Origin of the sequence: [Clostridium] citroniae WAL-17108, from assembly GCF_000233455.1 — a bacterium.
Taxonomy (GTDB): Bacteria; Bacillota; Clostridia; order Lachnospirales; family Lachnospiraceae; genus Enterocloster; species Enterocloster citroniae.
Genome location: NZ_JH376420.1, coordinates 2101196 through 2127640, shown reverse-complemented (window position 1 = coordinate 2127640; position 26445 = coordinate 2101196). Strand labels below are relative to the sequence as shown.

Sequence of the window (26445 nt, the reverse complement as noted above, 5' to 3'; positions counted from 1 at the left end):
TAATTAAACATGAGATTGGTTTTAGATACCCACACCCACACCATTGCCAGCGCCCACGCCTACTCCACAGTGGCGGAGATGGCCAGGGCGGCGGCGGACAGGAAACTGGAGCTTTTGGCCATCACGGACCACGGCCCGGCCCTGGCGGATTCCAGCCATAAGCTGCATTTTATGAACTATCATGTGCTGCCCGGGGAAATGTACGGTGTCCGTATGCTTTATGGGGTGGAGCTGAACATACTGGACTTTGAGGGAAATGTGGATCTGGATGAGGAGATCCTTAAGCGGCAGGACCTGTGCATTGCCAGCTTCCACACTGCCTGCACAAAAGCCGGGACCATGGAGGAAAACACACAGGCCTATTTAAAGGCCATGGAAAATCCATATGTGGATATCATCGGGCATCCGGAGGACGGATACATCCCGGTGGATTTTGAACGTCTTGTAAAAAAGGCAAAAGAGCAGGGGGTATTGCTGGAAATCAACAACTCCTCTGTAAAGACAGCATTTTACCGCCTGAATACCAGGGAGAATATGAAGACCATGCTTAAGCTGTGCAAACAGTACCAGGTCCCTGTTTCCATGGGTACGGACGCCCACTATGCGGGTGCGGTGGGCCTGTTTGACCAGGCGCCCCAGGTACTCCGGGAGGTGGATTTCCCGGAGGAACTGGTGGCCAATACTTCAACAGAGAGATTCCTGGACCTTTTGGCCCGGAGAAGAAAGAGGCGCTGCCTGGAAGCCTGAGCCGGACGGGCCGCGCAATATGATACGGGCAGGGACGGGCCGCGCATTATGATACGGGCAGAGACAGGCGCCGCGCATTATGATACGGGCAGGGTGGATGCGGGAACGCCGCATGTGTGGTTCTCACACAGATAGTAAAGAACTCCCTGCCCGGGAATAGGATAAGCGTTTGTAAACGGAGCGATCCGGGACAGGCGATCCTCATTCCCGGGGCACTTAAACAGAATGGAGATAGGCGTTTTTTTCTGCCTCCTCATATAATCAAAAAGCTCATCCGGCGCCTTGTTGTCTGCCGATACACACACCAGCTCCCGGGATATGGAGAGGGCTTTCATAAACGCCATGAGAGAGAAACAGTGGGCCGAGGGATACCCCTTTGCACCGGCTGCAAGAAATGCCAGCTGCCGGTCTGCAAACTCCTGCCATCTTGGTTCTGCCGTGAGGGAGGCCAGTGCAAGAAGCACATGGGCGGCGGCTGAATTTCCGGAGGGAACAGCTCCGTCATAGATCTCCTTTGGCCGATGGATCAGTTCCTGGACATCCCTGCCGTAAAAGTAAAAGCCTCCCTGCCGGCTGTCCCAGAACAGGTCCGCCATCTGCGCCGCCCTTTTAAGGGCCAGTTCCAGGTAATCCACCTCCAGTGTGGCCTCATACAGTGCCAGCAGCCCCAGGCAGTAGTAGGCATAATCGTCAAGATTGCCCGGAAAGGCGCGTTCGCCGTCCCGGTATCTCACAAACATTCTGTGGTTTTCATCCACCAGATGCTGTTCCACAAACATCTGAGCGTTTCGGGCCTTTTTCTCATAGGCCTTTTGATCCAGCAGCAGACCGGCTTTTGCATAAGCCGTGATCATCATTGAATTCCAGGAAGTCAAAATCTTATCATCCCTGTGAAGAGCCATCCGTTTGATACGGTGATCATATACCTTTTTGCAGACCGGACCCATGAAAGGGAAGGTATCTTTATAGCCGGGGTTGTGAAGGAGATTGGGAATGTTCTTCCCCTCAAAGTTCCCCTTTTCCGTAATGCCGAACCACTGGCAGAAATCATCATATTCCCGGGGGGTATCCAGAATCTGTCTGATCTCATCTTTTGAAAATACATAAAACTTTCCTTCCACCCCCTCGCTGTCAGCGTCCTGACCACAGTAGAATCCTCCGTCACTGTCACTTAATTCCCGTTCCACGTAGATCAGGATCCTTTCCGCGATCTGCCTGTAATAGGGATTGTCCGTGAGCCGGTATCCTTCCAGGTAAGCCAGGGCCAGCAGGGCATTGTCATACAGCATTTTTTCAAAATGGGGAACCAGCCAGGCTTCATCCGTGGAATAACGGGAGAAGCCTCCGCCGATCTGATCGTGGATCCCGCCCCGGGCCATGGCTGTCAGCGTTTGTTCCGCCATGTCCATGGCATGATCCTCATCCCGCGCAGCGTAGTACATCATTAGGAACAGAAGGTTATGGGGAGCAGGGAATTTGGGAGCCCGGCCAAAACCGCCGTGTTTTTTGTCAAACATGGCGCTGAGCTCCTTAAATCCTTCATGGGCCAGTTCCCATGATACAGAATCTTCCGTTCTATCCCCGGCCGTTCCCGTGCCATCCATCCCATCTCCGGCCGTTCCCATCCCATCCGCCCCATTCCCTTCCCTGCCGTGGATCAGGGACATGACCTGCCGGCTCATCTGAAGCAGCTGTTCCCGGTCTGTCTCCCAAAGCCCGGACACCTTTTCAAGGAGTTCCGTCAGCCCAGTCATCCCATACCTGGACCTGGGCGGCAGGTAAGTTCCTGCGAAAAACGGTTTTTTATCCGGCGTCATGATGATGGTAAGGGGCCATCCGCCCCGGCCTGTCATGGCCTGGCAGACCGACATATATACCATGTCAATCTCCGGGCGTTCCTCCCGGTCCACTTTCACAGGCACAAAATGGGTATTTAGGATCCGGGCGATTTCTTTGTCTTCAAAGGATTCGTGTGCCATCACATGGCACCAGTGGCATGTGGAGTATCCGATGCTTAAAAACACCGGTTTTCCTTCTGATTGCGCCTTGAGAAACGCCTGGTCGGACCAGGGATACCAGTCCACGGGATTTTCGCTGTGCTGCAGCAGATAAGGGGATTTTTCGCTGTACAGATGATTGGGCATATTGCTTCCTCTCTTTTCCTGATCGTTTGGGAATAGTATCCGCGGTTTTTCGGATCTTAACCGGAAATCAGGAAAGTCTCACCGGCCACCTCCTCTGCCTGGCTGATCCCTAATTCAAGAAGTGCCTGTTTGGTTGACAGAAAGGCTCTCTCAGACAAAAGCCGGAATGTCCCTGCCAGCAATGCACTGTCTTTTGCAGCACAGCTTTCCTGTATCCTGTGGGAGATCATGTTCCATCCGCTGACCGGCCCGGGACCTGTTACTTCCGGGCGCAGGACATTTCCCTCTGACAAAAACAGTGTGATCTTGCGGTAGATGTCCCGTATGGTCATAAGGGGACAGAAACGGATCACTGCCTGCATCACGGCGTTGAGCACAGCTGTAGTGGACTCCTTTGTATCCGGTACAGAGGCGGCCATAGCAATGCTGTCCACAGCCTTCTGTGAAAAATAGGGAAATGAATGCATGATAACAGGCTCGCAGGTCACTGCCAGCAGTTGAAGGGCTTCCAGAAAACCCCTGAGATGATCTTCCATCATCAGTTCCCTGATCTTATAGAGGAGCTCAGGCCCGCTGGCGGAAATGACCCGCGTGCCGATTCCGTTCAAGGTCTTGACCACTCCCAACTGGTTCAGCAGATGGATGGTCCTGCGCATGGTGATCTCAGATACATGGTAGATATCTGCCAGCGCTGACCCGCTTGGCAAAAGCGTTCCAACAGGATAAACACCCTGATTGATTTTACATACAATGTTGATCGCCAGGGTATCGCAGTACCGTGTGCGTCCCTTGCGGGGCGCCCAGGAAAAGACCTCCCTCTGACCCGGTGCCGTGATACCGGGGACTTCCAGCAGGTAAGATTCTATGATTCCATAAAAGATACCGCTTAAATGCTCCAGGCGCTGCCTGATCCGGACAGGGGGAAGCGTTCTGCTGTTCCGGACGCAGTAATCGTATTCCGCTGATACATCCGTCATCAGGTCATCTGCTTTGGAACTTCCCAGCTTGGAGTAAAGGATATCCAGCAGGGCGCTTTCGGCAAATGAGCTGATGTCATAATAGAGACTGAGGGCGGTCCGGCTTCCAAGGGCCAGAAAGGAATTTTCAAACTGCTGGTAGAGATATCTGCCGGGGATGCTGAGAGCGTTTCTGTCACCCGGCTGTACGGACAGGTGGCGGCTGTCACCGTGGATCATGCCGTATAAACAGAGGTCCGGCAGGATTAAATTCAGGGTCCGTATCACATCTAAGAGGGAATGGGCACGTTGTTTGAAAACAGGGCTTTCCAGGTAATCCCTGTATGGTTTGTCAAGGATCGCAGTGGATTTTCCGCGGCAAAGCTTAATAAGGCCACCCTGTTCAAGCATCTTAAGGGCCCTTTGGGCAGGACAGTAGGATACCTGATACTGGCTGGCGATTTCCTTGGCAGAGGGAAAGCGGGTTTCATTATCATAAAAGCCCAGCTGTATTTTTCCTGCCAGGCTCCGATAAATGGTCCGTTCCCTGCTGTTGGAATTGGACATGGGACGTCTTCCTTTCATGAGTATTTATAGTTGCTGAAAAAACATGGTAAGAAATCCATGCTTTAGCAGGAGACAGGGAAGATGCCCGGTGTCAATAGGCGGAGCATACAGCCTGTGAATACTCATCCATCATCCAGTGGAGGTACTGCATCCTTGGTTCGGCTGCATCCGTCTGTTCGGTGATGTCGGACAGGGATGCGGAGAACATGGGACGGCTGTTGGCTGTGGCGCCGGTTAACATAATGTTCAGACGGAACCATAAAAGTCTTCCATCCTTTGCTGGCAGAAGGCAGGCTGTGACAAGATGCTTGCTTCCATTGGCCGCGGCCTCTGTCAGCGCAAGCCTTAATTTGTCAAATTCCTTGGTGTGTTGGCTTAAATACTGGCGCAGACCCATAAAATTGGAAAGAAAATCCTCCTTGGTATAGCCGATCTCCTTATAAAAGGACGCGTTTGCCACCAGAATGGTCAGATCTTCATCCAATATGCACTTGATGATACTGCTGTCCGTACCGGCCATTATTTTGTTGGATTTGTTGGTGGGAGCTGCAGCAGACCTGCTGGGATCACTGTTAATCGATGTATTATTCTGAAGTACCATATTTGAATTGTTCTCCTTTGTCGGTGTAAAAATAATGGATAGATCCCTTTAGCAAACAATATGAAAATCTACCTTGATCATATTATATCTAATAAACGGAATAAAAGCAATAGGGTGATTTGCCTCTTTGGTTGCCTGTGCAACGTACTTTTTAATGGTTTTAAATTATAATGGGCAAAACAGGAAATAACAGGAGGTAGATCAATGAATCTGACATTTACAGGGCTTTTATATGGAGCGGCCGCAGCCTGTCTGGCCGTATCCTTCCGTAAGGACCGGGAAAAGACAAATCAGGCAGTAAAAAAGGGGTTTCGCATGTTTCTGGGAGTGCTGCCCCATTTTCTCACCATCCTTTTGATCACAGGCATTCTATTTACAGCCGTGACACCGGGGATGATCCGGGACGTGATCGGAACCGGGTCCGGTTTCAGGGGAATGGTCCTGTCAGCCTTGACCGGAGCAGTTGCCCTGGTACCGGTGCTGGCAGTGTTTCCTATGGTCTCCCGGCTCCTTGAAAGCGGGGCTGGTATTCCCCAGATGGCAGTGTTTATCTCCACGCTCACCACGGTGGGAATTGCCACGCTTCCACTGGAGATACGGTATCTGGGAGTGAAGGCTTCTATTTTGCGCAACCTTTTTTTCTTTGTGTCCGCATTTATCACATCCTGGGCATTGGGGGTGATCCTGGCATGAAGAACAGGAGGATATGGGGGCTGGCAGCGGCCCTGATCGCTGCATTGATTGTGATCCGGCCGGATGGAGCCAAGGATGTGCTTGTGTATACGGGAAAGGGGACGGTTCAGTTTCTGTGGAATCTGATCCCTGTTTTTCTGTGCGTAGGCCTGATGGACGTGTGGGTGGAGAAAGAAAAAATGATGCAGATCATGGGAACGGATTCCGGGCTTAGGGGTATGGCCATCTCACTGCTGATTGGGATTGTAACTGCGGTGCCTATTTACGCACTGCTGCCCATTGCCGGCATGCTCCTGAAAAAGGGGGGCAGGATATCCAATGTACTCATTTTCCTGTGTTCCAGCGCAAGCGTACGGATCCCTCTTTTGCTGTTTGAGATATCTTCCCTGGGAGCTGCGTTTTCCCTTTGCCGCTTTTTAATGAATCTTCTGGCGGTGTTTGCCATAGCGGCCCTGGTGGAGAGGGCGCTGACACAAACGGAAAGGGAGGAGATGTACAGAAGGAACCAATCCTAAAATACGATTGTGCCAAAGTAAAAAACTGTTTATAATGAAGAGAGGGGAAAGGTGAATTTCCCATTGGGGTAAACGGAGGAGCAGCATATGACAACGGTGATCGAAAAGGGAACAGCGGCTGATACGGACGAGCTGGAACAGCTGTATGGCAGGTTACATGAGCATTTGGGAAAACATATTAATTATCCCGGATGGATCAGCGGTATCTATCCGGCCCGGGACACTGCTGAGAGCGGGATCGGGGAAGGGTGCCTGTATGTGGTCAGGGAGTGCGGGAACCGGGAACCGGGGCCTATTGCGGGGACTGTGATCCTGCGCCGTGAGCCTGAACCGGGATATGAGAAGGCGGACTGGCATACGGACCTGGATTACCGGGACATATTGGTGGTGTACACCCTAGCGGTCCACCCGGATTATCTGAACAAAGGGGTGGGAATGCAGCTGATGGATTTTATCATAAGCCACGCAGAAGCCGAGGGGGCAAAGGCCGTACGCCTGGATGTATATGAAAAGAATCTGCCGGCGATCAGGCTGTACAGAAAGTATGGCTTTCAGTATATTGATACAGTGGATCTGGGATACGGCAAATACGGCCTGGATCGGTTTGAACTGTATCAAAAGCTGTTATAGGCAGCTGGACAGAAAGAAAACACCCCAATACATATGGGGCAGGGATGATGAAGGAGGAACTTTGTGGGAATACGTTTAATTGCGTCCGATATGGATGGCACGCTCCTGGATCGGCATTCTGATGTTTCAGAGGCCAATATCAGGGCCATTCAGGCTCTGGATGAGTATGGAGTGGAGTTTATAATATGCAGCGGCCGCGATTATGGCGGAGCCAAAGCCCTGCTGGAAAGCAAGGGGATCAAGTGTGGGTTTATCTGCCTCAGCGGCGCTGCCGTCTATGACAGGGAAGGAAAACGGCTGCTGGAAATACCCATGGCGCGGCAGGATGTGGCCGATGCCGAGGCAGTGCTTCTAAGCCAGGGGGCAACCATGAAATTCATGACGTCCGGCGGATGGTACAGCACTTCAAAAAGGGAGGCGGTGCTGGACGAACTGTGCAGGCATTGGAACGGCGGCATAGCGGATCCCGGCCGGCTGCCGCCTTCGCTTCGGGAACGGGTTGAGGAGCGGATGGACTCCATCACCTTTATCAGGCATTCCTCGGAGATCCCTTCCCAGGTGTCGGTCTATAAAATATGTGCCGATGACCTGGCGGAGGAAACCGTGATGGAGATAAAAGATGAATTCCAGGCCTATGCGGAGCTGGCAGTGGCCTCCTCCTTTCCCACCAATATCGAGGTCACTGGAAAAAATGCCCAAAAGGGACTGGCCCTTAAGTATTATGCCGGGCGAAAGCAGATCCCGCTGGAGGACGTGATGGTCCTGGGGGACAGTGACAACGACCTGTCTATGTTTACCCAGGACTTTGGCTGGACCGTTGCCATGTCCAACTCCATGCCGTGCATCCTGGAAGCGGCCCGGTACCGCACCCTCTCCAATGAGGAGGATGGGGTGGCCTGGGCGATCAGAACGTATGTGTTTGGAGAAACGGATTAGGGAAATGAATCGGAAAATGGGTTAGGAAAATGATTGGGTCTGGTTTGAAGCGTAGAGCACTGTTTCCAGACAGTCGGAATCAATTCCAAAGCGTATCCGCGCAGCATAATCGGAAGCAGCCTGTTCAAAATATGGACCGGCTCCCGGAATCCGGCTGACTGCTGAGCGGATCGCGGGTTTTATGCATGTGCAGATCTCTTCCACGCAAGAAGATAGGAAGCGGGTCCGCAGCAGGTTGCATTCTTCAACGGTCAGCAGAGGTATATCCAAAGCCCTGGGAGACCATTACAAGTCTTGTATTTAGGCCGTTTTTGTGGTATTATAATGGTGTGGAAAATAGAAAAAACATGGCGCCAAGCATAAGCAGGGCGTTATCAGAGGTGATCTGCGGGCATACCGGCAGATAGCAACAATTTTAAGAAATCCCATACCGGCGTTGATGACGCCGGTATTTTCATGTCCTGACGCCGGAACGGGAGACGGGGGCATGTGAGAGAAGGATCCCAACCACAAATAGAGACTCTTGTCATTTTGCATAAAATTAATTAAATGAATTAAACAATATGACGAAATCAAAAATATCGGAAGAAGTCCATTGACATCTGGTAAGATTTACTATATTATTTGGATACAAGCTGATGGAATAAAGGCAATAATACAGCGCTTATCTGTTCGGCTTTCTTTCACAAGAATTGATTAATCAAATTAACAAATCAAACAAGAAGGAAATATAAGGAGGATGTAAGATTATGAAGTATTTTTTAGACAGTGCAAAGCTTGATGAGATCCAGTATGCGTACAACACATTCGGCATTGATGGTGTGACCACCAACCCGAGACACATTATGTTAAGCGGCAAGCCGTTCCTCACAGCCATCCAGGGAATAGCGGATTGGATCAAATCCGAGAGTCTGGACGGATATGAGCGTTTTCCTGTGTCTGTTGAGATCAACCCACATCTGGATGAGGCGGAGGTGATGGTCACTGAGGCCAGGAAGATCGCGGCCATCAGTTCCAACTTCGTAATCAAGATCCCGGCAACCGAGGCGGGCGTGTCAGCGGCCAGGAAGCTGGAGGCAGAGGGAATCCGCACCAATGTGACACTGGTATTCTCACCGGCCCAGGCCATCCTTCCGGCAAAGAACAACTCCCTGTTCGTCTCCCCGTTTATCGGATGGAAGGAAGCCAACGGAGAGGACTGTAAGGCATACATACAGAACATTGTGGACATTTATAAGAACTACGGCTTTTATGGAAAGACCCAGATCATCTGCGCAGCTATCCGCACACCGAAGCAGATCGTGGACTGCGCGGTGGCCGGAGCCGACATCGTGACCACCGGATTGGCCGTGTATCAGGATACCATGAAGCATGCATTTACAAACCAGGGAATCGGGACATTTATCAATGCATGGGACAACACCATTACAGAGTAAAGGAGGACCTGCTGTGAAGATCGGATTTATCGGGCTTGGCATCATGGGTGAATCCATGAGCGAGAATATTGTAAAAAAACATGATGATACGGTGTATGTATTCGATTTTGTAAAGGGAAAGGTGGAGCAACTGGCTGCAAAGGGCGCGGTGGCCTGCAAGGATTCCGTGGAACTGGCAAAGAATTCGGATGTGATCATTTCCATGGTCCCAAAGTCGGAACATTCCAGGGCAGTGTACGCCGGAATCCTGGATGTTCTGGACTCCACCAAGACCTGTATTGACATGAGTACCATTGATCCCGGCGTTTCCGTGGAGATCGCGGAGATGGTAAAGAAAACAGGGGCCGGATTCATGGATGCGCCGGTTGTAAAGTCAAAGCCTGCGGCTATCGCCGGCAAGCTGGGCATCTACATGGGCGGAGATGAGGAGACATGTGAGAAAATGCGCCCCATTCTTCTGTACATGGGGGAACATGTCAAGCGCATGGGTGAGAACGGCAAGGGCCTGGTGATGAAGATCTGCCACAACGCTCTGGTGTCACAGATCCAGAACGGCGTCAATGAGACACTGGCCCTGGCAGCCAGAAACGGTATTTCCGTCATGGATTATGCGGAAGCGGTCTCCTATGGAGGAGGCCAGAATTTCTATCTGGATTCCAAGAAAGGCCCCATTGAGGAGGAGGATTATACCACGGCCTTTTCTGTGGAAAACATGGCCAAGGACGTGAATATCTGTTTAAAACTGGCAGCGGAATGCGGCCTGGATATGAAGGGCGAGGAAGCGGCCGGCCGGGTTTATGAAAAGGCGCTGGAACAGGGATATGGAAAAGAAGATTTTTGTGCTACGATAAAGGTGGTGAGGGGGGAATCATGACAAGGGATACCATACTGGAACAACTGAACAAGGTGAATGATGTCACGGTTTACTCTGTTCATGACAGGGAATTTATGACATACGGCCGTGTGGTGGAGGGATATGACTTTTCAGACATGATCTCCTATATGGAGCAGCATACTCCCATACCGGAGAATGGGAATATTTACCTGGCTTGTGTCCCGGAGCTGGAGGCGGAACCGGCCGCGGTGCTTGTGAAAGACGGCTGTTACGGCGGTATGGAGATCCAGGTGGGATATTGTAATGGAAGGAATACCACCTACAATGGATTTGAATACCACAAGGGCAGCGAGATCAACGTGGCGGTGACGGATTTTATGCTGGTGCTGGGACATACATGGGAGATAAAGGACAATACATACAAGGTGGAGGACGCGGCCGTGTTCTTTGTGGAAAAGGGAACAGCTGTTGAGATGTACCAGACCACGCTCCACCTCTCGCCCTGCAGGACCAGTGATGAGGGATTTAAGGATATCGTAATTCTTCCAAGAGGAACCAACACGCCGTTTAAGCGCAGACCGGAACCGGCTGACCAGGAGGGAAAACTCCTTTTGCAGCGCAACAAATGGGTGATTGCCCATCCGGAGCGCGAACCGCTGATCCGGCAGGGAGCATACCCCGGACTTCTGGGAGAGAATAAAGAACTGAAATACAAGGCATAAAATATTATGGCGGACGATCCATAAAAAATAAAAAATACCGCCCGGTACAGCTTGTATCCTGGCAGATGGGGCTGGACCCGGGCGGCATACGGTTGAGGCATGTGTACCTCTGACGCATATACATGGTATCACAACGGCCCGACTGAGTATACAGGTAAATTGTACAAAATTAAAAACGGGGGAATAATTTATGGAACATTTGATGTTTACATTAGTGACGTTTATTCTTTTTACCGCCGCAGTGGGCGTGATATCAGCAAAGATCGTAAAGGGCGGGGATGACCAGAAAACCGCCAAGGGATATTTCCTGGCAGGCAGCGGACTGGGAGGCACCTTCATCGCAGGCTCCATGCTGCTGACCAACCTTTCGGCCGAGAACCTGGTGGGCCTTTCAGGACAATCCTATGCGGCCAACATGTCGGGTATGGCGTGGGAGGCAACGGCCGCGATTGCGACCATTGTTATGGCGTTTGTATTTCTTCCTCTGTATCTGAGGAAAGGCTATACCACCCTTCCGGAGTTTATGGAAGAGCGATACGGCATCTTTGTGCGCCGTATGGTATCCATGTTTTTCCTGGTGGGCTACCTCTTAATCGGTATTCCCGTGTGTCTGTACGCAGGCGCCATTGGCTTTAACCAGATTTTTGACCTGTCCAATATCTTTGGGATCAGCTCACAAACAGCCCTTACCATCCTGATCGTTCTGGTGGGCATTATCGGCGCCCTGTACGCTGTTCTGGGCGGCCTCAAGGCAGTGGCTGTCTCCGACACCATCAACGGAGTGCTGCTGGTCGTAGGTTCCGTGCTGGTGGTGGTATTTGGTTTTATTGCAGTGGGAAATGCCAAAGGGGACGGCGGATTTTTCTCAGGAGTCAGCTATGTGTTGGATAATAATTATGAGCAGTTAAATGCCATTGGCGGCAAAAACGATCCTGTCCCCTTTGCATGTATCTTCACCGGCATGGTGTTAGCCAACCTGTTCTACTGGGGCACCAACCAGGTGCTGATCCAGAGAGCTCTTGGGGCTAAGAACTTAAAAGAAGGACAGAAAGGCGTTCTGATCTCCGGTTTCCTGAAAATGATGGTTCCCCTGCTCCTGGTGCTTCCGGGCGTCATCGCGGCAGCTTTGGTGGGAACCGGGCTTGAGAGCAAGGATTTTGCTTATCCGACCCTGGTTGCCAGATCCCTTCCATGGCCGGTGGTGGGATTGTTCTGCGCGGCCCTGTTCGGCTCCGTTATCTCCACCTATAACTCATTTCTGAATGCGGCTTCCACCGTGTTTATGGTGGATATCTACAAACCAATTTTCAACCCCGATCTGTCAGATGAGCAGACCGTTAAATATGCAAAGAACATCGGATGGGGATTTGCGGCATTTGCAATCTGCTTCACCCCCTTCCTGCAGGTATTGAGCACCGGACTGTATGACTTTGGACGGAGCTTTACCGGATTTTACAATATCCCCATTATCACCCTGGTGCTGATCGGTATGTTCAGCAAAAAAGGTTCCTCCCTGGGAGCCGTGGCAGCATCCGTATGGCATGTGTTCTTCTATTCGGGCTACAAGTTCTGGTTCAAGTACATTGACCTGCCCATCACCAATACCATTCTGGGCATCAACTACATGCACATTTATGCGATCTCCTTTGTCATAATGCTGGCTATCATTTTTGTATGTGCCAGGATCAGTCCAAACGACAAGGTATTTGACAACAGCACTCAGAAGAACTTAAGCTACGACATGACTCCGTGGGTACATAAAAATGCAGTGGCATTCTGGCTTGTCTCCTTCCTGGTATATGAGTATTTCCTGTTCTCGCCCGCAGGTCTTGCAACGCCGGACCGCAACATGGGTCTGATCGGCGGAGTGACCCTGGTACTTGTGGCTGAGACCGTGATCTTGTACCTGTCAGAGAAAAAAAAACGGGTGCAGGCAGGCACATGCCGGGCAGTGAACGCTGAGATGTAACCAAAGCATTTTCCAAACATGCCATCAACAATAATCACATTTGGGAGGTTTCACATGGAGTTTATTCGCAATGAAATGGACTGGCAATTAAAATCAGGCGGACACACCATATTAGACTGCAAAATAGGGAAGCCCGCAATCTATGTGGGATACGGGGAAGAGTCCGTGGACATGTACAGAGGCAACTATAAGATCGGGGACTATGTGGTGGAGCGGTGTCCTTTGAGCGTGACAAAGATAACAGAAGGCCCGGAGGGCATTTGCCTTGATATGGAGGGCCGGCTTCAGATGAACGTGAAGGTGGAAGGGGAATGCGCCACTCTCTCCTTTGAACGGGCAGATCCGCGCATCAACCGGTTCTGGTTTCGCGTGGATGCAGACGAGTCGGAATGCTGCTATGGCTGCGGAGAGCAGATGTCCTATTTTAACCTGCGGGGACGGCATTTTCCTCTGTGGACCTCGGAACCGGGAGTAGGAAGGGATAAGACCACCTACGTGACATGGCGCTCCGATGTGGAGAACAAGGCCGGGGGCGATTACTACAATACCAATTATCCGGAACCTACCTTTGTATCCACAAAGCATTATTATCTCCATGTGGATTCCACGGCCTATGCTGATTTTGATTTCAGGAACAAGGCATTTCATGAGCTGCAGATTTGGGAGGTTCCGGCATCCATACGCATCGAGGCGGCTCCCACCTTTGTGGAGCTTCTGGAAAAGCTGACCGCATTCTTGGGCCGCCAGCCGGAGCTTCCGGAGTGGGTGTACAACGGTCTGGTCATTGGGGTCCAGGGCGGAAACGAGCGCTCCTTTGGATTGCTTGAAAAGACCCTGGATAAAGGGATCAAGGTGTCTGCCCTATGGTGCCAGGACTGGTGCGGCAAACGAGTTACCTCCTTTGGAAAACGCCTCCAGTGGGATTGGCAGTACCATAAGGAGATGTACTCCGACCTGCCCAAACACATAGAGGAGCTGCACGGCCGGGGCATCCGCTTCATGGGCTACATCAATCCCTATCTTGTAAATGACGGAGAATTGTACCAAGAGGGAAAGGCAAAAGGCTACTTTGCCACAAAAGGGGACGGAAGCGACTATCTGGTGGATTTCGGAGAATTTTACTGCGGCGTGGTGGACCTGACCAACCCGGACGCCTATGAGTGGTATAAGAATGAAGTCATCAAAAAGCACAGTCTGGACATCGGCATGGACGGCTGGATGGCTGATTTCGGAGAATATCTGCCCACGGATGACATCCGGCTTTACAGCGGCAAATCCCCCATGATTGAACACAACCGCTGGCCGGCCCTCTGGGCAAAATGCAACTATGACGCGGTAAAGGAGAGCGGCAAGCTGGGCGAGGCCGTGTACTTTATGCGAGCAGGAGGAACCGGAAGCCAGAAGTACTGCACCCTTTTGTGGGCCGGCGACCAGTCCGTGGATTTTTCCATCCATGACGGACTGGCTACCGTGATCTGCGCGGCCCTAAGCTCCGGCATGACGGGCTGCGGCCTGAACCACAGCGATATCGGAGGATACACCTCCCTGTTTGACAACACAAGGACAAAGGAACTGTTCCTCCGGTGGTCCGAGATGGCCATGTTCACCCCTGTGATGCGCACCCATGAGGGGAACCGGCCGGATTCCAACTTCCAGTACTATGAGGACGAGGACTGCATGGAACAGCTGGCGCGTCTGGTGGATATCTATACCATGCTGGCACCCTATATGAAAACCCTGGTAAAGGAAAATGCCGAAACAGGCATTCCGGTTCAGCGTCCTCTGTTCCTCCACTACGAGGAGGATGAAAGAGCATACCGGATCCAGTATGAGTACCTCTTGGGCCCAGATCTTCTGGTTGCGCCCGTTTACCTGGAAGGAAAGGATACATGGGATGTATATCTGCCCGAGGGTGAGTGGATTCATCTGTGGACCGGGCAAATGTATGAGGGCGGAGAAGTAAAAGTGGATGCACCACTGGGATATACCCCTGCATTTTACTTAAAATCCTCGGAGTATGCACCGCTGTTTGGGGAGATCCGAAACAGGTATGGGGAGCGCTGTAAAAGATGAGATATGCTGGATTTCTTCTTGTCATACTGCTATCCAACATCATCCAGGGGATTACAGGCTTTGCAGGGACCATCCTTGCAATGCCTCCCAGCCTGATGCTGGTGGGATATGACACAGCCAAACCCGTGCTCAACGTGCTGGGCCTGCTGTCCGGGATCTACGTGTACGCAGGCCACAGAAAACAGGTGAACTGGGCCGAGTTTAAAAAGATCGTTGCAGTGATGGCAGTTGGCATTGTGGGAGGCATTTTTCTCAAAGGCTTTTTTGCGGAAAAGGAACAGGTGCTTTACCAGCTGCTGGGGTTCTTTGTGATCGTGCTGTCCGTACAGGGGATCTGGAAGGTTCAGAAGGAGAAAGAGGAGAGCGGCCAAGGAGATGGGAATACGTTAGGGGGCGGAGGGAATACTTCCCCGGCCCTGTACCTCCTCCTTGTCCCGGCAGGCATTGTCCACGGCATCTTTGTGTCGGGCGGTCCGCTTCTGATCGGCTACCTGACCAAACGGATCAGGGACAAGGTCAGCTTCCGGGCCACTATTTCCACGGTATGGGTGGTTCTCAACACCATCATTCTGCTGGATGATATCCGGTCCGGACTCTGGAATCCGGAGCTGATGAAGATACAGGTTATATCCGTACCGTTCCTGCTGGCCGGGATGGTGATCGGAAGCAGGCTGTTCGCCAAGATGAGCCAGCGGCTGTTCATGATGATTACATATGTTCTTTTGTTCATTTCAGGCATTTCCCTGCTGGTTAAGTAGGAAAATGTAAATGGCGGAAGGTTTATCATTGATTATAAAAGGAGATATAGATTATGAAATACCAAGTTGCATACATACCCATCGGCGTTCCCACCTTTCACCTGGAAAGCGCCCGGATCGAATTTGACAAATCCATCAGGATGATCTCCTCCATCACAGAGGACGGCGTGTACCCGGATAAAATGCTTCTGTCCATGGATGACCTGTGCTCGTTTTTGGATACCATTAACCCTGGTCTGATCATTCTCCAGAACATTACCTTTGCCAATGCCGCCTATGCCAGCGAGGTGCTAAAGCGTTTTGGCTGTCCGGTCCTGTTATGGACCCTGAGGGAGCCTGTGATCGATGGTGGCCGGTTAAGGCTTAATTCCCTGACGGGAGCGTTCTCAGCAGGCAATGCCCTCTGTGCATTCCGCGATGGTGAGTTTGAGTACGTGTTCGGGTCGCCGGAGGAAGATGCCGTGGCCGCTTCTGTGAAGGCTGCCGTGACTGCCGCAAAGATCAAGCACCAGCTGCGCTGCCTGAAAATGGCCTCCATCGGCCACACGCCCCAGGGCTTTGGATTCGGAAGGGCGCTGGATGCGGAGCTGATGCAGGCATTTGGCGTGACCTTGGATTCCATAGAGGCCAGGGAACTGATCGACAAGGCCAGATCCTACACGGACGAGGAGTGCGCCTCCTGCCTGGAGGAGGCAAGATCCATGATGGTGGGGCTGGACCAGACGCCGGAGAACAATGTCAGGGATTTTGCCAGACTCTACAAAGCCTACAAGGACTATGTGGCGGATAACCACATAGGAGCCTTGTCATCCAGGTGCTGGCCCGACTTTTTTACCTCCTTCGGGACACCTGTATGTTCGGTGCTGGCCATGCTCAATGCGCTGGGGATCGCTGCCAGCTGCGAATCCGATGTGTACGGCGCACTGTCCATGTATATTGGGACGCAGATGACTGATAAGGCAACCTTTTTCGGAGATCCTGTGTCCATGGACGAGACGGAGGGGACCATCACCTTCTGGCACTGCGGAATGGCTGCCTGCACCCTGGCAAGAACCGATACGGGGGCACGGGTGGGAGTACATCCAAACCGCAAGATCGGTCCTGTCATGGACTTTGGATGCCGGGCGTGTGACCAGGTGACCGTCTTCCGGGTAGGACGCAAGGCGGACGGCACCTTCCGGTTCTTTATCGCATCCGGCCAGGCCCTGGACCGCCCCAAACAGTTCTGCGGCACCTCCGTGGTGGTAAAGACAGACCATGATGCCAGGGATATCATTGCAAAGAGCGTAAAATCCGGATGGGAGCCCCACTTTGTGGTGATCTATGGAAATGTGGCAGAGGAACTTGCCATGCTGGCCCATATGCTGGGCATGGAGGTATGCGTTTATTAGCATCAGCCTCCAGGGCGTATCCCTGGCCGTGTTTGCCTGACCAAAAGGTTTTTCTTGATTTTAAAAGTAATTGCGCCTATACTGGTATGAGATATGAATTACAAATTTTGTGAAATGGAGGGAGAAGATATGGGCTACACGGGGATTAACCTGGAAAATGTAAAAGTGAGTAACCGCAGTGCCATATTGAAACTCCTCAATGACCGGGGGGCCATGTCCAGAAAGGATATTGCGCTGGAACTGGGTCTGACCCCGGCCACGGTCACCCTGATCTGTACCCAGCTGCTCACTGCCGGAATCCTTGTGGAAAAGGGAGAGATGGAAGAGGAGAAGCGGGCCGGAAGAAAGAAAGTCTCCATTGATATCAATTACCAGTATAAATACGTGCTGTCCGTCAGTATCGAAGCGCCGGAGACCTGTATTTCCATCAGTGATCTGAAGGGAAGGCTGTGCGCCGGCAAAAAGATCAGGACCGGCAGTTCCCTGGAGCCCCGGGTGTTTTTAAAAGAGGTTGCGGATGAGAGCAAGTCGCTGATGTGGGAACAGGGGATTTCCAAGGAATCGGTTCTGGGTGCCGGCATTTCCCTGCCCGGGCCTGTTAAGCGGGATACGGGGGTGAGCCTTCACGCATACCGCATATGGAATGAAGCCGTGCCGGTGGGTGAGTATATGAAACTGTACCTGGATCTTCCGGTGGTGGTGGATAATAACGTAAAGGCATTTGCGGAAGGGGAGCTGATCTACGGCACTGGCAAAAAGCAGGAAAACCTTCTCTTCATCAAATGGGGGCCGGGGGTTGGATCGGCCATTATCATACAGAACAAGATATACGACAGCCAGAATTCCAAGACAGCTGAGATCGGCCATTACATTGTGGAGCCGGGAGGGCTTCCCTGCCGCTGCGGCAGGCATGGCTGCCTGGAGACACACGTGGCCACCCATGCCATTGCAGACAGGGTGAGACGCGCCTGCACCAGGGAATCCATGCCCATGCTCTATGAGTTTGCGGGCGGTGATGTGGAGCGGATCGAAGTGAAAAACATGGAACAGTGGATCGGGATCAAAGATCCGGGGCTTCAGAGGATCATCGATGATATTGTGGAGCGCCTGGCCAGGACCGTGGTGAACACCATTACACTGCTGGCCCCGGACAAGGTGATCATCTACGGATTTATGTTTGAGATGGACCACATCCAGAAACGGTTTCTGGATTACTGTACGTATTACGATCCCATGTATGACGGGGATTATATCCTTAAGTCGGAGCTCAGTGGCCGCATCGGTTATATCGGGCCCCTGGCGGTTGCGGTAAACGAATTATTTCTTGGGACTTGAGAGAAGTGTGGATAACCGGATTTGAGAACAGAACAAAAAGGGCGTGCCTCGGTGATATGATACCAGAGTGCAGCGCCCTTTTTTTATGGATGGATCAGTTTGTGGGGCATAAGGAATTTATTCCCCAAAGAACAGCTTCATATCCTCATCCACGGTGCCGATGCCTGAGATGCCGAAGTTATCCACCAGCACCTTAGCCACATTGGGGCTTAAGAAAGCAGGCAGTGTGGGGCCTAAATGGATGTTCTTAACTCCCAGGTATAACAGGGCAAGGAGTACGATGACAGCTTTTTGCTCATACCATGCAATGTTATAGATAATGGGCAGGTCGTTGATATCCTCCAGGCCGAATACTTCCTTTAATTTAAGGGCGATCACTGCCAGGGAATAGGAGTCGTTGCACTGTCCGGCGTCCAGCACGCGGGGGATTCCCCCAATGTCGCCCAGATCCAGTTTGTTGTATTTATACTTGGCGCAGCCTGCGGTGAGGATAACCGTGTCCTTTGGCAGGGCCTTTGCAAAGTCTGTGTAATAGCTGCGGCTTCCTGCCCGGCCGTCACATCCTGCCATGACCACGAATTTTTTAATGGCGCCTGATTTTACAGCTGCCACAACCTGGTCGGCCAGGGCCAGCACCTGGTTATGGGCAAAGCCGCCGATGATCTCGCCTGTCTCAATCTCTGCGGGAGCCGCGCACTGCTTTGCGTGCCGGATGATCTCAGAAAAGTCCTTTTCCTCCCCAATGGAGCCGGGAATGTGCCTGCAGCCCGGGAATCCGGCCGCACCGGTGGTGTAAAGGCGGTCCTTATAGCTGTCCTTTGGGGGGACGATGCAGTTGGTGGTCATAAGGATGGGGCCGTTAAAGGACTCAAATTCCTCCTTCTGTTTCCACCAGGCATTGCCATAGTTGCCCACAAAGTTGGGATATTTCTTAAAAGCCGGATAGTAGTGGGCGGGCAGCATTTCCGAATGGGTATATACATCCACGCCGGTTCCCTGTGTCTGCTCAAGAAGCATTTCCAGGTCCCGCAGGTCATGGCCGGAAACCAGGATTCCGGGGCGTGTTCCCACACCGATATTGACTTTGGTGATCTCAGGATTTCCAAAGGCCTGTGTATTTGCCTTGTCCAGCAGGGCCATGCCGGACACGCCGTACCGGCCGGTCTCCAGAGTCAGGGCTACCAAGTCATCAGCGGTAAGGGTGTCATCCAGCGTTGAGGCCAGGGCGCGCTGCAGGAACGCATCCACCTGGACATCCTCCTCTAAAAGGACATTGGCGTGTTTGGAGTAGGCGGACAGTCCCTTAAGCCCGTAGGTGATGAGTTCCCGCAGAGAGCGGATGTCTTCATTTTCCGTGGAGAGCACGCCCACCGTGGCTGCCTTTGGCTCAAATGCAGAATCGTCCCCTGACCAGAGGGCTGCATCGGGAAGCTGATCCATGTCTTTTACCAGTAAAAGCAGTTCCTTCTTGGTATCCAGGGTTGCGCGGATACGGCTGACAATGGCCTCTTTGTCAAAATTGGCATTGGTAATGGTGGTAAACAGGTTTAATGTGATCAGGTGGTTGATCTCAGGACGGACCTCAGCGCCTTCCTTTCTCAGCGCGGTGGTGACAGCGGACAGGCCCTTGGTCACATAGACCAGCAAATCCTGCATGGCGGCCACATCCGGCTTCTTGCCGCAGACCCCCACCCGGGTACATCCGGTGCATCCTGCGGTTTCCTGACATTGGTAACAGAACATTTTATTTTCCATAATGATGGATCCTCCTTTTGATTTCCCAAGGTTTTTATTGTGTTGGCTTTAGTATAATATAATCAAAACAACATGTATGTTGTTGAAACAACACAATGCAAAAATATTTTTCGGTTGTCCAGCGCTGACTCTACGGAGCGTTGATTGTAATCCGGCGCGTATGGGGGTATTCTATAGAGGGCTTGGGAATTGTTCCATAGAGGGTTTGGAAATAAATGTTCCAACATATGCAACGGTTCAGGACATCCGATGTGGAAATGGATGCAAAAACGGACTTATAAGCAAGTTTATCACCCGCTTTTGCCCCATTTTTCCGCTTTCCTGAACTGTTGCCAATATTATAGTAAACGGAGGTGGGCATGATGGATTGCGCCAAGGTAGGGGGGCTGATTGCGGGTCTGAGGAAAGAAAAGAAATGGACTCAGAAGCAGCTGGCTGATGCCATGAACATCAGTGACAAGACGATCTCAAAATGGGAGAGGGGACTGGGGTGCCCGGATGTATCCCTGTTAAACCAGCTGTCAGGGATTCTGAATGTAAATATTGAACAGATACTGCTGGGCGATTTAGAGCCCAACACAACAGACGGAGGAAATATGAAAAAAGTAAAGTTTTATGTCTGCCCCAGCTGCAATGCTGTGATGACTTCCACAGGCGAGGGGGAAATTTCATGCTGCGGGCGCAAACTGCCGGCGCTGAGTGCAAAGCCTGAGGACGGGCAGCATTTTCTGAAAGTGGAAACAGTGGAAGATGAATCTTACATTACATTTTCCCATGAAATGACAAAGGAGCATTATCTGAATTTTATCTGCCATGTGACATATGACAGAATGCTGTTTGTAAAGCTGTATCCGGAACAGGGCGGCGAGGTGCGCATTCCAAGAATAAGGGGAGGGAAACTCTATTTTGGATGCAGCCGCCATGGGCTGTGGGTGAATGACCGGACACATTCTGGGGCTAGGAATCAGCGGGATAATCAGTTATAATGGATCCATACCCTTGTCCGCTGAGGGTAAGGATTGAGAAATGAGGATAAGGATTGCATGGGAAGATTATCAGTTGATATCATGGAACTGGAGGAGATGACCCTTTATGGTCTGTGGAAAGGGTCAAATGACAAGACGGTTTCCAGTGATATAGATTTTATGTCAAAGGAATATCATGAGGCAGTGGGACGCCGGGACGGAGAAATCCTTCCCTATTTTGTCCTGTCAAGGAATTACGACAAACAGAGCAGGGAGTTTGAATTGCTGGTGGGAAGCACGCTGGAGCATGAAAACCTGGAACGTCTCATCCTGCCCCAGGGGCCTTATGCCCGGATCACCGTAAGCCCCAGATTCGGCAGATGGTGGGGAATGGCCATCGGGGAAGCTAAGCGGTATTTTTATACCAAATGGCTGCCGGGAAGTCCTTATGAAGCATTGAACCTGGAGTACGAATACCACACCCAAAAGAGTAAGGACAGCCATCCCTCCATTGATATTATGTTTGCAGTGAGAAAAAAGGAGAAGGAGTAAGGATGGGACTGTTGTATCAAAGGGCTGGCAAAGAGGACCTGGATCTGCTGGCAGATACCAGGATCCAGGTGTTAAGGGCGGCCAACCGGCTGGATGATGATGTGGATATGTCCTGGGTGCGCAGGGAATCTTATGAATACTACGCAAAGTCCCTTGGGGATAGGACCCATTGCGCCTATCTGGTATTTGACAAAGACCGGTTTGTGGGGGCGGGCGGCGTGAGCTTTTACCGGGTCATGCCCACGTATCATAATCCTACTGGGTGGAAGGCTTATATCATGAACATGTACACCCATCCGGAATACCGCAGAAAGGGAATCGCGCTCCATATGCTGGATCTTTTAGTGAAAGAGGCAAGGCAGGCTGGGATTGGGTTCATTTCCCTGGAAGCAACGGAGATGGGCAGGCCCCTGTATGAGAAATATGGATTTGTAAAAATGAATGACGAGATGGCACTTCCTTTTTGAAAGACTGGAATCAGTGGGAATAGGAAATGTCTGCGAAAGGAGCAGCAGTATGTTGGAACTTAAGGTGATCCGGGAAGATTTTTCCGTGTGCAGGCTCAGTGACCTTACACAGGCGGATCTGACGGAGGAGTATTATTTTATCGGCAAAACAGATGAGGAACTGTCCCTTGTGTGCAGGACCTGCCGCGTGCCGGGCAATGCCGTTTCCAGAGAGGACGGCTGGAGGGCGTTCAGGATCCAGGGCGTGCTGGATTTTTCATTGATCGGGATCCTGGCAAAGATATCCTCCATTCTGGCGGAGGAGAAGATCGGCATCTTTGTGGTGTCCACCTATAATACGGATTATGTCCTGACCAGGGAGGCTGATTTTGACAGGGCGCTCAAGGCTCTTGGCGCCAGGGGATATGTGATAAAAGACTCATAAAAAGAAGATGACAAAACACTTGACCAATCCTGTTTGCAGGCGTAAACTAAAACAGGAATTGGATTTGGAGGGGCGCAGAAAATAGCACATATTTTCTGCGCCCTTCAGGTATCGAGGTGATGATCATGAACAAGCTGGAGGAATGGGAACAGGCGTTAAAACAGGCTGTGGATACGGGGTATTCCTATGGATTGGCCAGAAGGATGGAAGAATACAAGACCAACCCCGTGCTGGGATACCGCACGGCGGGTTCCGGTGCGGAGCGGGAGACGGGGGAAATGCTGTACAGGGAGATGGAAGCCCTGGGGCTCTCCGGTGTCTGCAGGGATAAGATCCAGGTGGACAGCTGGGAATTTGAACGTGCTGTGATGCGCTTTACGGACAGGAACGGCCGGGAGCACCGATTTCAGCTGGGGGCTTACCAGACCCAGTTTTGCACCGAGGGATTTCAGGAATTTACCATCATTTATCTGGAAAAGGGAACGGCCCGGTCCTATGAAGGCGTGGATGTAAAAGGTAAGCTGGTGCTGATCGACATTAACCAGAGGGAGGAGTGGTGGATCAATTTTCCCGTGTATCAGGCTTATCTGAAGGGGGCCGCGGCCCTGATCGCGGTTCAGGAGCAGGGATATGGGGAGATACATGATACGGCCCTGAATGCCCAGGATATTGCCGGACCCAGGGAGGCTGCCGCATTTTCCATATCCCGGGCTGATGCCGATATCATAAAAGGATCCATGGAGGACCGGGAGGCAAAGGTGCTCTTTGATGCCAGATCAACGGTAAAGCTGGACCAGGAGGATTATAATATCCTGGGATGCATACCCGGGACAGAGCCGGACGAAAAGATACTGCTCACCGCCCACTATGATTCCTATTTCAGCGGATTTCAGGATGACAATGCGGCGGTGGCCATGATGCTGGGAATTGCCCGGAGCTTGAAGCAGATTGGGTACAAGCCCAGGAAGACCCTGGTATTCTGCGCCATGGCAGCGGAGGAGTGGGGCGTGTCAAACTCCAAGTACGACTGGTCCACGGGCGCCTATGAGCAGGTGTTTACCGCCCGTCCCCAGTGGCAGGGGCAGGTGACGGCCAACCTGAATTTTGAGCTGCCAGCCCATGCCCACGGAGCAAAGGACGGGGTGCGCTGCACCTATGAATACGGGGATTTCATGGAAAATTTTCTTCAAGGGATAGAGGTGGACCGGAGCGCCTACCCGGAAGGAGTGGAAGTCCTTTGTCCCATCCAGACATGGTCCGATGATTTTTCCATGGCAATTGGGGGGATCCCCTCCATGGTCAATGACTTCAGCGCAGGGGAATTTATGGAGACCCATTACCATTCACAGTATGATAATGAGAATTTTTACCAGGAACCCGTGTACCGGTTTCACCATGAACTTTACGGCAGCCTGGTGCTGGCCCTGGATATGACCGCGGTGGTGCCCCTTGACTTTAAACGGCTGTTTTGGGCAGTTAGGGACAGCGTGGACCAAACCATATGCGCCAGGACAGGCACGGATGCGGGGCCCCTCCTTGAGGCGCTGAAGCAGGGGGCCGGGGTGGCTGGAGAGCTGTACCGAAAGATCATGGAGCTGAATGAGCAGGAGTGGCCTGTAGGTGCATGGAGGGAGCTGAACAAACGCCTGCTTGATGCGTTTCGCAGGGAACAGGACTGTTTTGTGCGCCTGAGCTGGCATGATGATGTGCTGTTTCCCCAGCAGTCCGTGGAAAACAACCTGAAATCCGTATACCGGGCCCTGGAGTGCCTGGATCACGGAAATGTGAGGGGAGCCCTGGAGGCTGTATATGACATTGACAACAACCGCTATGCATTCCTGTTTGATGAGGAGGTATTCCGGTATTTTACCGAATATGTGCTGGACCAGCCCCCTGACCGGCTGAAATGGGGAACGGGCAGGATCGTCCATCACGAGAACCTGTTTGAACTGGTCCGGGGGTTAAAGGAGAAGCTTGGAGACCCGGAGGCTGATGTGGAGCGGGAGCGCGCTGTGCTGGAACAGGTCCTGGACAATCAGGTGCTGTGCTATAAGGATGATATCAAATACATGACCTTGTCTGCGGGCAGGCTGACACAGATGCTGGGATCATGTGCGGAAATGATCCGGGATATTAATAAGAGGAAACGCATTTAGAGGAAATAAATTCAGAGGAAAAGAGGTTTGAATGCATTATGGAAAGCCAGAGGCTATACCGGGTTAGAAAAGAGGATCTTCCAAAATTGGAGGAGCTGCTGACGCAGTGCTTTTCCAATGACCCTTTGTACTGTAAGCTGATACCGGATCAGGAGACCAGGGAACGGCTGATGCCGGAACTGTTTGAATGCGACCTGACTGAGTTTTTTGAGACATGTGAGATCTATTCCGACAGCCCTGAGATGAATGCGCTGGTGGTGGTATCAGATGAGTCGGAGCCATACAATCCCCTTACATACTATCTGGCCGAGGCCTGGGCCTCCCTGAAGACGGATGAATACCTGATCAGGGAAGATCCAAGCCTTAAGACCCTTTGGAATTTTGTGCTGGGAAAGGATTACCTGAATTCCAGGTGGACCGCGCAGCTGCACCAGGAAAACCGTCTCCATATCATTTACCTGGCCGTAAGGCCCACCATGCAGCACCATGGTCTGGCGGCCATGCTCATGGACGAGATGATCCGTTATGCCGACAGCCATAAGCTGATGATCTCCCTGGAAACCCATAATCCGCACAATGTGCCTCTGTATGAGCATTTTGGGTTCAAGGTGTTTGGCGTGGTGCAGAAGCATTTTTCCCTAAAGCAGTACTGCCTTATCCGGGAAGTCCGGTGAGCCGCGGCAGGCATCAGGGGAATCTTAAGGAAATCTATATTGACATGACATGAAAATGCAGATAAAGTAAGGATATGACAGGGTACGGTGGACTCTAGGAGTCCCCGAGAGTACACTACAGAAAGAAGGAGGTATATAATGCGTATTATAAAGAAAAAAGTGGTGCCGGCACTGCTGGCAGGAGTTCTTGCCGCGGCCATGGTCATACCGTCATATGCTGCCAGCCGTAAGCCCATTAAATCCATCACACTGAGTATAAAGGCCAACATTGTGCCGGGCACGGGATTTGGTGAGGAAGAGATAGAGATCGAGACCAGCAACAGCAGGTTTTCCGTGGATGGTTATGACATACTGAACGATGACTTTGAATGGCGGGATGACTCGGTGCCCAAGATCAGGATCACCCTGACAGCGGATGATGATTACTATTTCCAGTCCCTTCCCAAGGATAAGGTCACATTGAAGGGAGGAGCCCAGTTCCTGAAGGCCAGCAGGGAAGATTCCAGTTCCACCCTGTTGATGGATGTAGAGCTTCCCTCACTCTCCACCTCCATCCGTGACGTGGAGAACCTGAAGCTTTCCGACAATGGTATCGCCACATGGGATCCCATCAGCGCGGCCGGAAGCTATGAGGTAAGAGTTTACAGGGACGACAAGGCAGTGGGATCCGCCATTGTTGTGAACACCAACACCAGCAACTGCCGCGACCGCATGACAAAGGGGGATACCTCCTATACGGTGAAGGTCCGTGCGGTCAGCCGGTTTGACGGTGGGGAGAAGGGAAACTGGGTGGACTCCGCAAGCGTCTACATCAGCAGCGATCAGGCGGCTGAGTTCAGGGATAACCCTACGGGCGGAAGCGGTGCGTGGGTACAGTCCGCGGAGAACGGAAGATGGTGGTATGACAACGGCGATGGGACCTATCCGGCAAACAGCTGGAAGCAGATTGGGGATAAGTGGTATTTCTTTGACGCCCAGGGGTATATGCAGACCGGATGGATCCAGTGGGAAGGCAAGGAGTATTACTGCTCTGAGAACGGCGACATGCTGACCAACTGTATGACGGCGGACAATTACTGGGTCGGTGAGGACGGAGCAAAGATTGCCCAGTAGTGTGAAGTTAATGATAAAAACTGACCAGTGG

At 51.9% G+C, this 26445-nt stretch carries 24 protein-coding genes; 20 read left to right on the top strand and 4 right to left on the bottom strand.

The features are described 5' to 3' along the window. Nucleotides 1-9: 9 nt before the first annotated feature. On the top strand, nt 10-747 hold the full coding sequence (locus tag HMPREF9469_RS09725; RefSeq protein ID WP_007861401.1) for a phosphatase: 738 nt from the start codon (nt 10-12) through the stop codon (nt 745-747). 77 nt (nt 748-824) lie between these two features. Here the strand turns inward: HMPREF9469_RS09725 and HMPREF9469_RS09720 are convergent, their stop codons facing one another. The 3 genes from HMPREF9469_RS09720 to HMPREF9469_RS09710 form a co-directional block, all read right to left on the bottom strand. Continuing rightward, nucleotides 825-2891 (bottom strand): thioredoxin domain-containing protein, encoded by a 2067-nt coding sequence (locus tag HMPREF9469_RS09720; RefSeq protein WP_007861400.1) that lies wholly within the window; start codon nt 2889-2891, stop codon nt 825-827. Nucleotides 2892-2947: 56 nt separating this feature from the next. Then, entirely contained in the window at nt 2948-4414 is a 1467-nt protein-coding gene (locus tag HMPREF9469_RS09715; RefSeq protein WP_007861398.1) for a GntR family transcriptional regulator, read from the bottom strand. 91 nt (nt 4415-4505) lie between these two features. Beyond that, nucleotides 4506-5015 carry a PAS domain-containing protein gene (locus HMPREF9469_RS09710; RefSeq protein WP_007861397.1) on the bottom strand — a complete coding sequence of 170 codons (510 nt, stop codon included), beginning with the start codon at nt 5013-5015 and terminating at the stop codon, nt 4506-4508. A gap of 204 nt (nt 5016-5219) precedes the next feature. On the opposite strand from HMPREF9469_RS09710, the gene HMPREF9469_RS09705 reads away from it, so the two are divergent. The 12 genes from HMPREF9469_RS09705 (at nt 5220) to HMPREF9469_RS09650 (ending at nt 18308) form a co-directional block, all read left to right on the top strand. Continuing rightward, nucleotides 5220-5708, top strand: a complete 489-nt coding sequence (locus HMPREF9469_RS09705; RefSeq protein WP_007861396.1) for a hypothetical protein — start codon at nt 5220-5222, stop codon at nt 5706-5708. Then, on the top strand, nt 5705-6223 hold the full coding sequence (locus HMPREF9469_RS09700; protein ID WP_007861395.1) for a permease: 519 nt from the start codon (nt 5705-5707) through the stop codon (nt 6221-6223). The genes HMPREF9469_RS09705 and HMPREF9469_RS09700 overlap by 4 nt, the downstream gene beginning before the upstream one ends. 87 nt (nt 6224-6310) lie before the next feature. Continuing rightward, nucleotides 6311-6853 carry a GNAT family N-acetyltransferase gene (locus tag HMPREF9469_RS09695; protein ID WP_007861394.1) on the top strand — a complete coding sequence of 181 codons (543 nt, stop codon included), beginning with the start codon at nt 6311-6313 and terminating at the stop codon, nt 6851-6853. A gap of 63 nt (nt 6854-6916) precedes the next feature. Next, nucleotides 6917-7789 (top strand): Cof-type HAD-IIB family hydrolase, encoded by an 873-nt coding sequence (locus HMPREF9469_RS09690; RefSeq protein WP_007861393.1) that lies wholly within the window; start codon nt 6917-6919, stop codon nt 7787-7789. A 749-nt stretch (nt 7790-8538) separates the two neighbouring features. Then, a complete protein-coding gene (locus tag HMPREF9469_RS09685; RefSeq protein ID WP_007861392.1) occupies nt 8539-9225 on the top strand; it encodes a transaldolase family protein in 687 nt (228 codons plus the stop codon). A 13-nt stretch (nt 9226-9238) separates the two neighbouring features. Then, nucleotides 9239-10099: an NAD(P)-dependent oxidoreductase gene (locus HMPREF9469_RS09680; protein WP_007861391.1), complete on the top strand. Its 861-nt coding sequence runs from the start codon at nt 9239-9241 to the stop codon at nt 10097-10099. An 11-nt stretch (nt 10100-10110) separates the two neighbouring features. Further along, complete coding sequence (locus tag HMPREF9469_RS09675) at nt 10111-10782, top strand: DUF4867 family protein (RefSeq protein WP_207636592.1); 672 nt, start codon at nt 10111-10113, stop codon at nt 10780-10782. A gap of 190 nt (nt 10783-10972) precedes the next feature. Then, the gene (locus HMPREF9469_RS09670; protein ID WP_007861388.1) at nt 10973-12751 is read left to right on the top strand and encodes a solute:sodium symporter family transporter; all 1779 of its coding nucleotides are present in this window, start codon (nt 10973-10975) and stop codon (nt 12749-12751) included. A gap of 54 nt (nt 12752-12805) precedes the next feature. Beyond that, complete coding sequence (locus HMPREF9469_RS09665) at nt 12806-14824, top strand: alpha-glucosidase (protein ID WP_007861386.1); 2019 nt, start codon at nt 12806-12808, stop codon at nt 14822-14824. Further along, nucleotides 14821-15582 (top strand): sulfite exporter TauE/SafE family protein, encoded by a 762-nt coding sequence (locus HMPREF9469_RS09660; RefSeq protein ID WP_007861385.1) that lies wholly within the window; start codon nt 14821-14823, stop codon nt 15580-15582. The genes HMPREF9469_RS09665 and HMPREF9469_RS09660 overlap by 4 nt, the downstream gene beginning before the upstream one ends. Before the next feature lie 53 nt (nt 15583-15635). Further along, nucleotides 15636-16973: a fucose isomerase gene (locus tag HMPREF9469_RS09655; protein WP_007861384.1), complete on the top strand. Its 1338-nt coding sequence runs from the start codon at nt 15636-15638 to the stop codon at nt 16971-16973. Nucleotides 16974-17102: 129 nt separating this feature from the next. Next, nucleotides 17103-18308 (top strand): ROK family transcriptional regulator, encoded by a 1206-nt coding sequence (locus HMPREF9469_RS09650; protein WP_007861383.1) that lies wholly within the window; start codon nt 17103-17105, stop codon nt 18306-18308. Between the two features lie 117 nt (nt 18309-18425). On the opposite strand, the gene hcp is transcribed toward HMPREF9469_RS09650, so the two are convergent. Beyond that, the gene (hcp, locus tag HMPREF9469_RS09645; protein ID WP_007861382.1) at nt 18426-20063 is read right to left on the bottom strand and encodes a hydroxylamine reductase; all 1638 of its coding nucleotides are present in this window, start codon (nt 20061-20063) and stop codon (nt 18426-18428) included. Between the two features lie 362 nt (nt 20064-20425). Here hcp and HMPREF9469_RS09635 point away from each other — a divergent pair, with 362 nt between their 5' ends. The 7 genes from HMPREF9469_RS09635 to HMPREF9469_RS09605 all read left to right on the top strand — a co-directional run bounded on the left by HMPREF9469_RS09635 (nt 20426) and on the right by HMPREF9469_RS09605 (nt 26414). Beyond that, nucleotides 20426-21049 (top strand): helix-turn-helix domain-containing protein, encoded by a 624-nt coding sequence (locus tag HMPREF9469_RS09635; RefSeq protein ID WP_007861381.1) that lies wholly within the window; start codon nt 20426-20428, stop codon nt 21047-21049. Between the two features lie 57 nt (nt 21050-21106). Next, nucleotides 21107-21580: a GyrI-like domain-containing protein gene (locus HMPREF9469_RS09630; RefSeq protein ID WP_007861374.1), complete on the top strand. Its 474-nt coding sequence runs from the start codon at nt 21107-21109 to the stop codon at nt 21578-21580. 2 nt (nt 21581-21582) lie between these two features. Next, complete coding sequence (locus HMPREF9469_RS09625; RefSeq protein WP_007861373.1) at nt 21583-22047, top strand: GNAT family N-acetyltransferase; 465 nt, start codon at nt 21583-21585, stop codon at nt 22045-22047. Nucleotides 22048-22099: 52 nt separating this feature from the next. Continuing rightward, entirely contained in the window at nt 22100-22471 is a 372-nt protein-coding gene (locus HMPREF9469_RS09620) for an ACT domain-containing protein (protein WP_040415855.1), read from the top strand. A gap of 125 nt (nt 22472-22596) precedes the next feature. After that, nucleotides 22597-24627, top strand: a complete 2031-nt coding sequence (locus HMPREF9469_RS09615) for a M28 family peptidase (RefSeq protein ID WP_007861371.1) — start codon at nt 22597-22599, stop codon at nt 24625-24627. A 38-nt stretch (nt 24628-24665) separates the two neighbouring features. Next, nucleotides 24666-25301: a GNAT family N-acetyltransferase gene (locus HMPREF9469_RS09610; protein ID WP_007861370.1), complete on the top strand. Its 636-nt coding sequence runs from the start codon at nt 24666-24668 to the stop codon at nt 25299-25301. Between the two features lie 138 nt (nt 25302-25439). Beyond that, a complete protein-coding gene (locus HMPREF9469_RS09605) occupies nt 25440-26414 on the top strand; it encodes a hypothetical protein (RefSeq protein WP_007861369.1) in 975 nt (324 codons plus the stop codon). The last annotated feature ends 31 nt before the right edge of the window (nt 26415-26445 follow it).

What these genes read in the sequence shown, in the direction of transcription:
- HMPREF9469_RS09725 (WP_007861401.1), top strand. Translation starts at nt 10, where the DNA reads ATGAGATTGGTTTTAGATACCCACACCCACACCATTGCCAGCGCCCAC.
- HMPREF9469_RS09720 (WP_007861400.1), bottom strand. Translation starts at nt 2,891, where the DNA reads ATGCCCAATCATCTGTACAGCGAAAAATCCCCTTATCTGCTGCAGCAC.
- HMPREF9469_RS09715 (WP_007861398.1), bottom strand. Translation starts at nt 4,414, where the DNA reads ATGTCCAATTCCAACAGCAGGGAACGGACCATTTATCGGAGCCTGGCA.
- HMPREF9469_RS09710 (WP_007861397.1), bottom strand. Translation starts at nt 5,015, where the DNA reads ATGGTACTTCAGAATAATACATCGATTAACAGTGATCCCAGCAGGTCT.
- HMPREF9469_RS09705 (WP_007861396.1), top strand. Translation starts at nt 5,220, where the DNA reads ATGAATCTGACATTTACAGGGCTTTTATATGGAGCGGCCGCAGCCTGT.
- HMPREF9469_RS09700 (WP_007861395.1), top strand. Translation starts at nt 5,705, where the DNA reads ATGAAGAACAGGAGGATATGGGGGCTGGCAGCGGCCCTGATCGCTGCA.
- HMPREF9469_RS09695 (WP_007861394.1), top strand. Translation starts at nt 6,311, where the DNA reads ATGACAACGGTGATCGAAAAGGGAACAGCGGCTGATACGGACGAGCTG.
- HMPREF9469_RS09685 (WP_007861392.1), top strand. Translation starts at nt 8,539, where the DNA reads ATGAAGTATTTTTTAGACAGTGCAAAGCTTGATGAGATCCAGTATGCG.
- HMPREF9469_RS09670 (WP_007861388.1), top strand. Translation starts at nt 10,973, where the DNA reads ATGGAACATTTGATGTTTACATTAGTGACGTTTATTCTTTTTACCGCC.
- HMPREF9469_RS09665 (WP_007861386.1), top strand. Translation starts at nt 12,806, where the DNA reads ATGGAGTTTATTCGCAATGAAATGGACTGGCAATTAAAATCAGGCGGA.
- HMPREF9469_RS09660 (WP_007861385.1), top strand. Translation starts at nt 14,821, where the DNA reads ATGAGATATGCTGGATTTCTTCTTGTCATACTGCTATCCAACATCATC.
- HMPREF9469_RS09655 (WP_007861384.1), top strand. Translation starts at nt 15,636, where the DNA reads ATGAAATACCAAGTTGCATACATACCCATCGGCGTTCCCACCTTTCAC.
- HMPREF9469_RS09650 (WP_007861383.1), top strand. Translation starts at nt 17,103, where the DNA reads ATGGGCTACACGGGGATTAACCTGGAAAATGTAAAAGTGAGTAACCGC.
- hcp (WP_007861382.1), bottom strand. Translation starts at nt 20,063, where the DNA reads ATGGAAAATAAAATGTTCTGTTACCAATGTCAGGAAACCGCAGGATGC.
- HMPREF9469_RS09635 (WP_007861381.1), top strand. Translation starts at nt 20,426, where the DNA reads ATGGATTGCGCCAAGGTAGGGGGGCTGATTGCGGGTCTGAGGAAAGAA.
- HMPREF9469_RS09630 (WP_007861374.1), top strand. Translation starts at nt 21,107, where the DNA reads ATGGGAAGATTATCAGTTGATATCATGGAACTGGAGGAGATGACCCTT.
- HMPREF9469_RS09625 (WP_007861373.1), top strand. Translation starts at nt 21,583, where the DNA reads ATGGGACTGTTGTATCAAAGGGCTGGCAAAGAGGACCTGGATCTGCTG.
- HMPREF9469_RS09615 (WP_007861371.1), top strand. Translation starts at nt 22,597, where the DNA reads ATGAACAAGCTGGAGGAATGGGAACAGGCGTTAAAACAGGCTGTGGAT.
- HMPREF9469_RS09610 (WP_007861370.1), top strand. Translation starts at nt 24,666, where the DNA reads ATGGAAAGCCAGAGGCTATACCGGGTTAGAAAAGAGGATCTTCCAAAA.
- HMPREF9469_RS09605 (WP_007861369.1), top strand. Translation starts at nt 25,440, where the DNA reads ATGCGTATTATAAAGAAAAAAGTGGTGCCGGCACTGCTGGCAGGAGTT.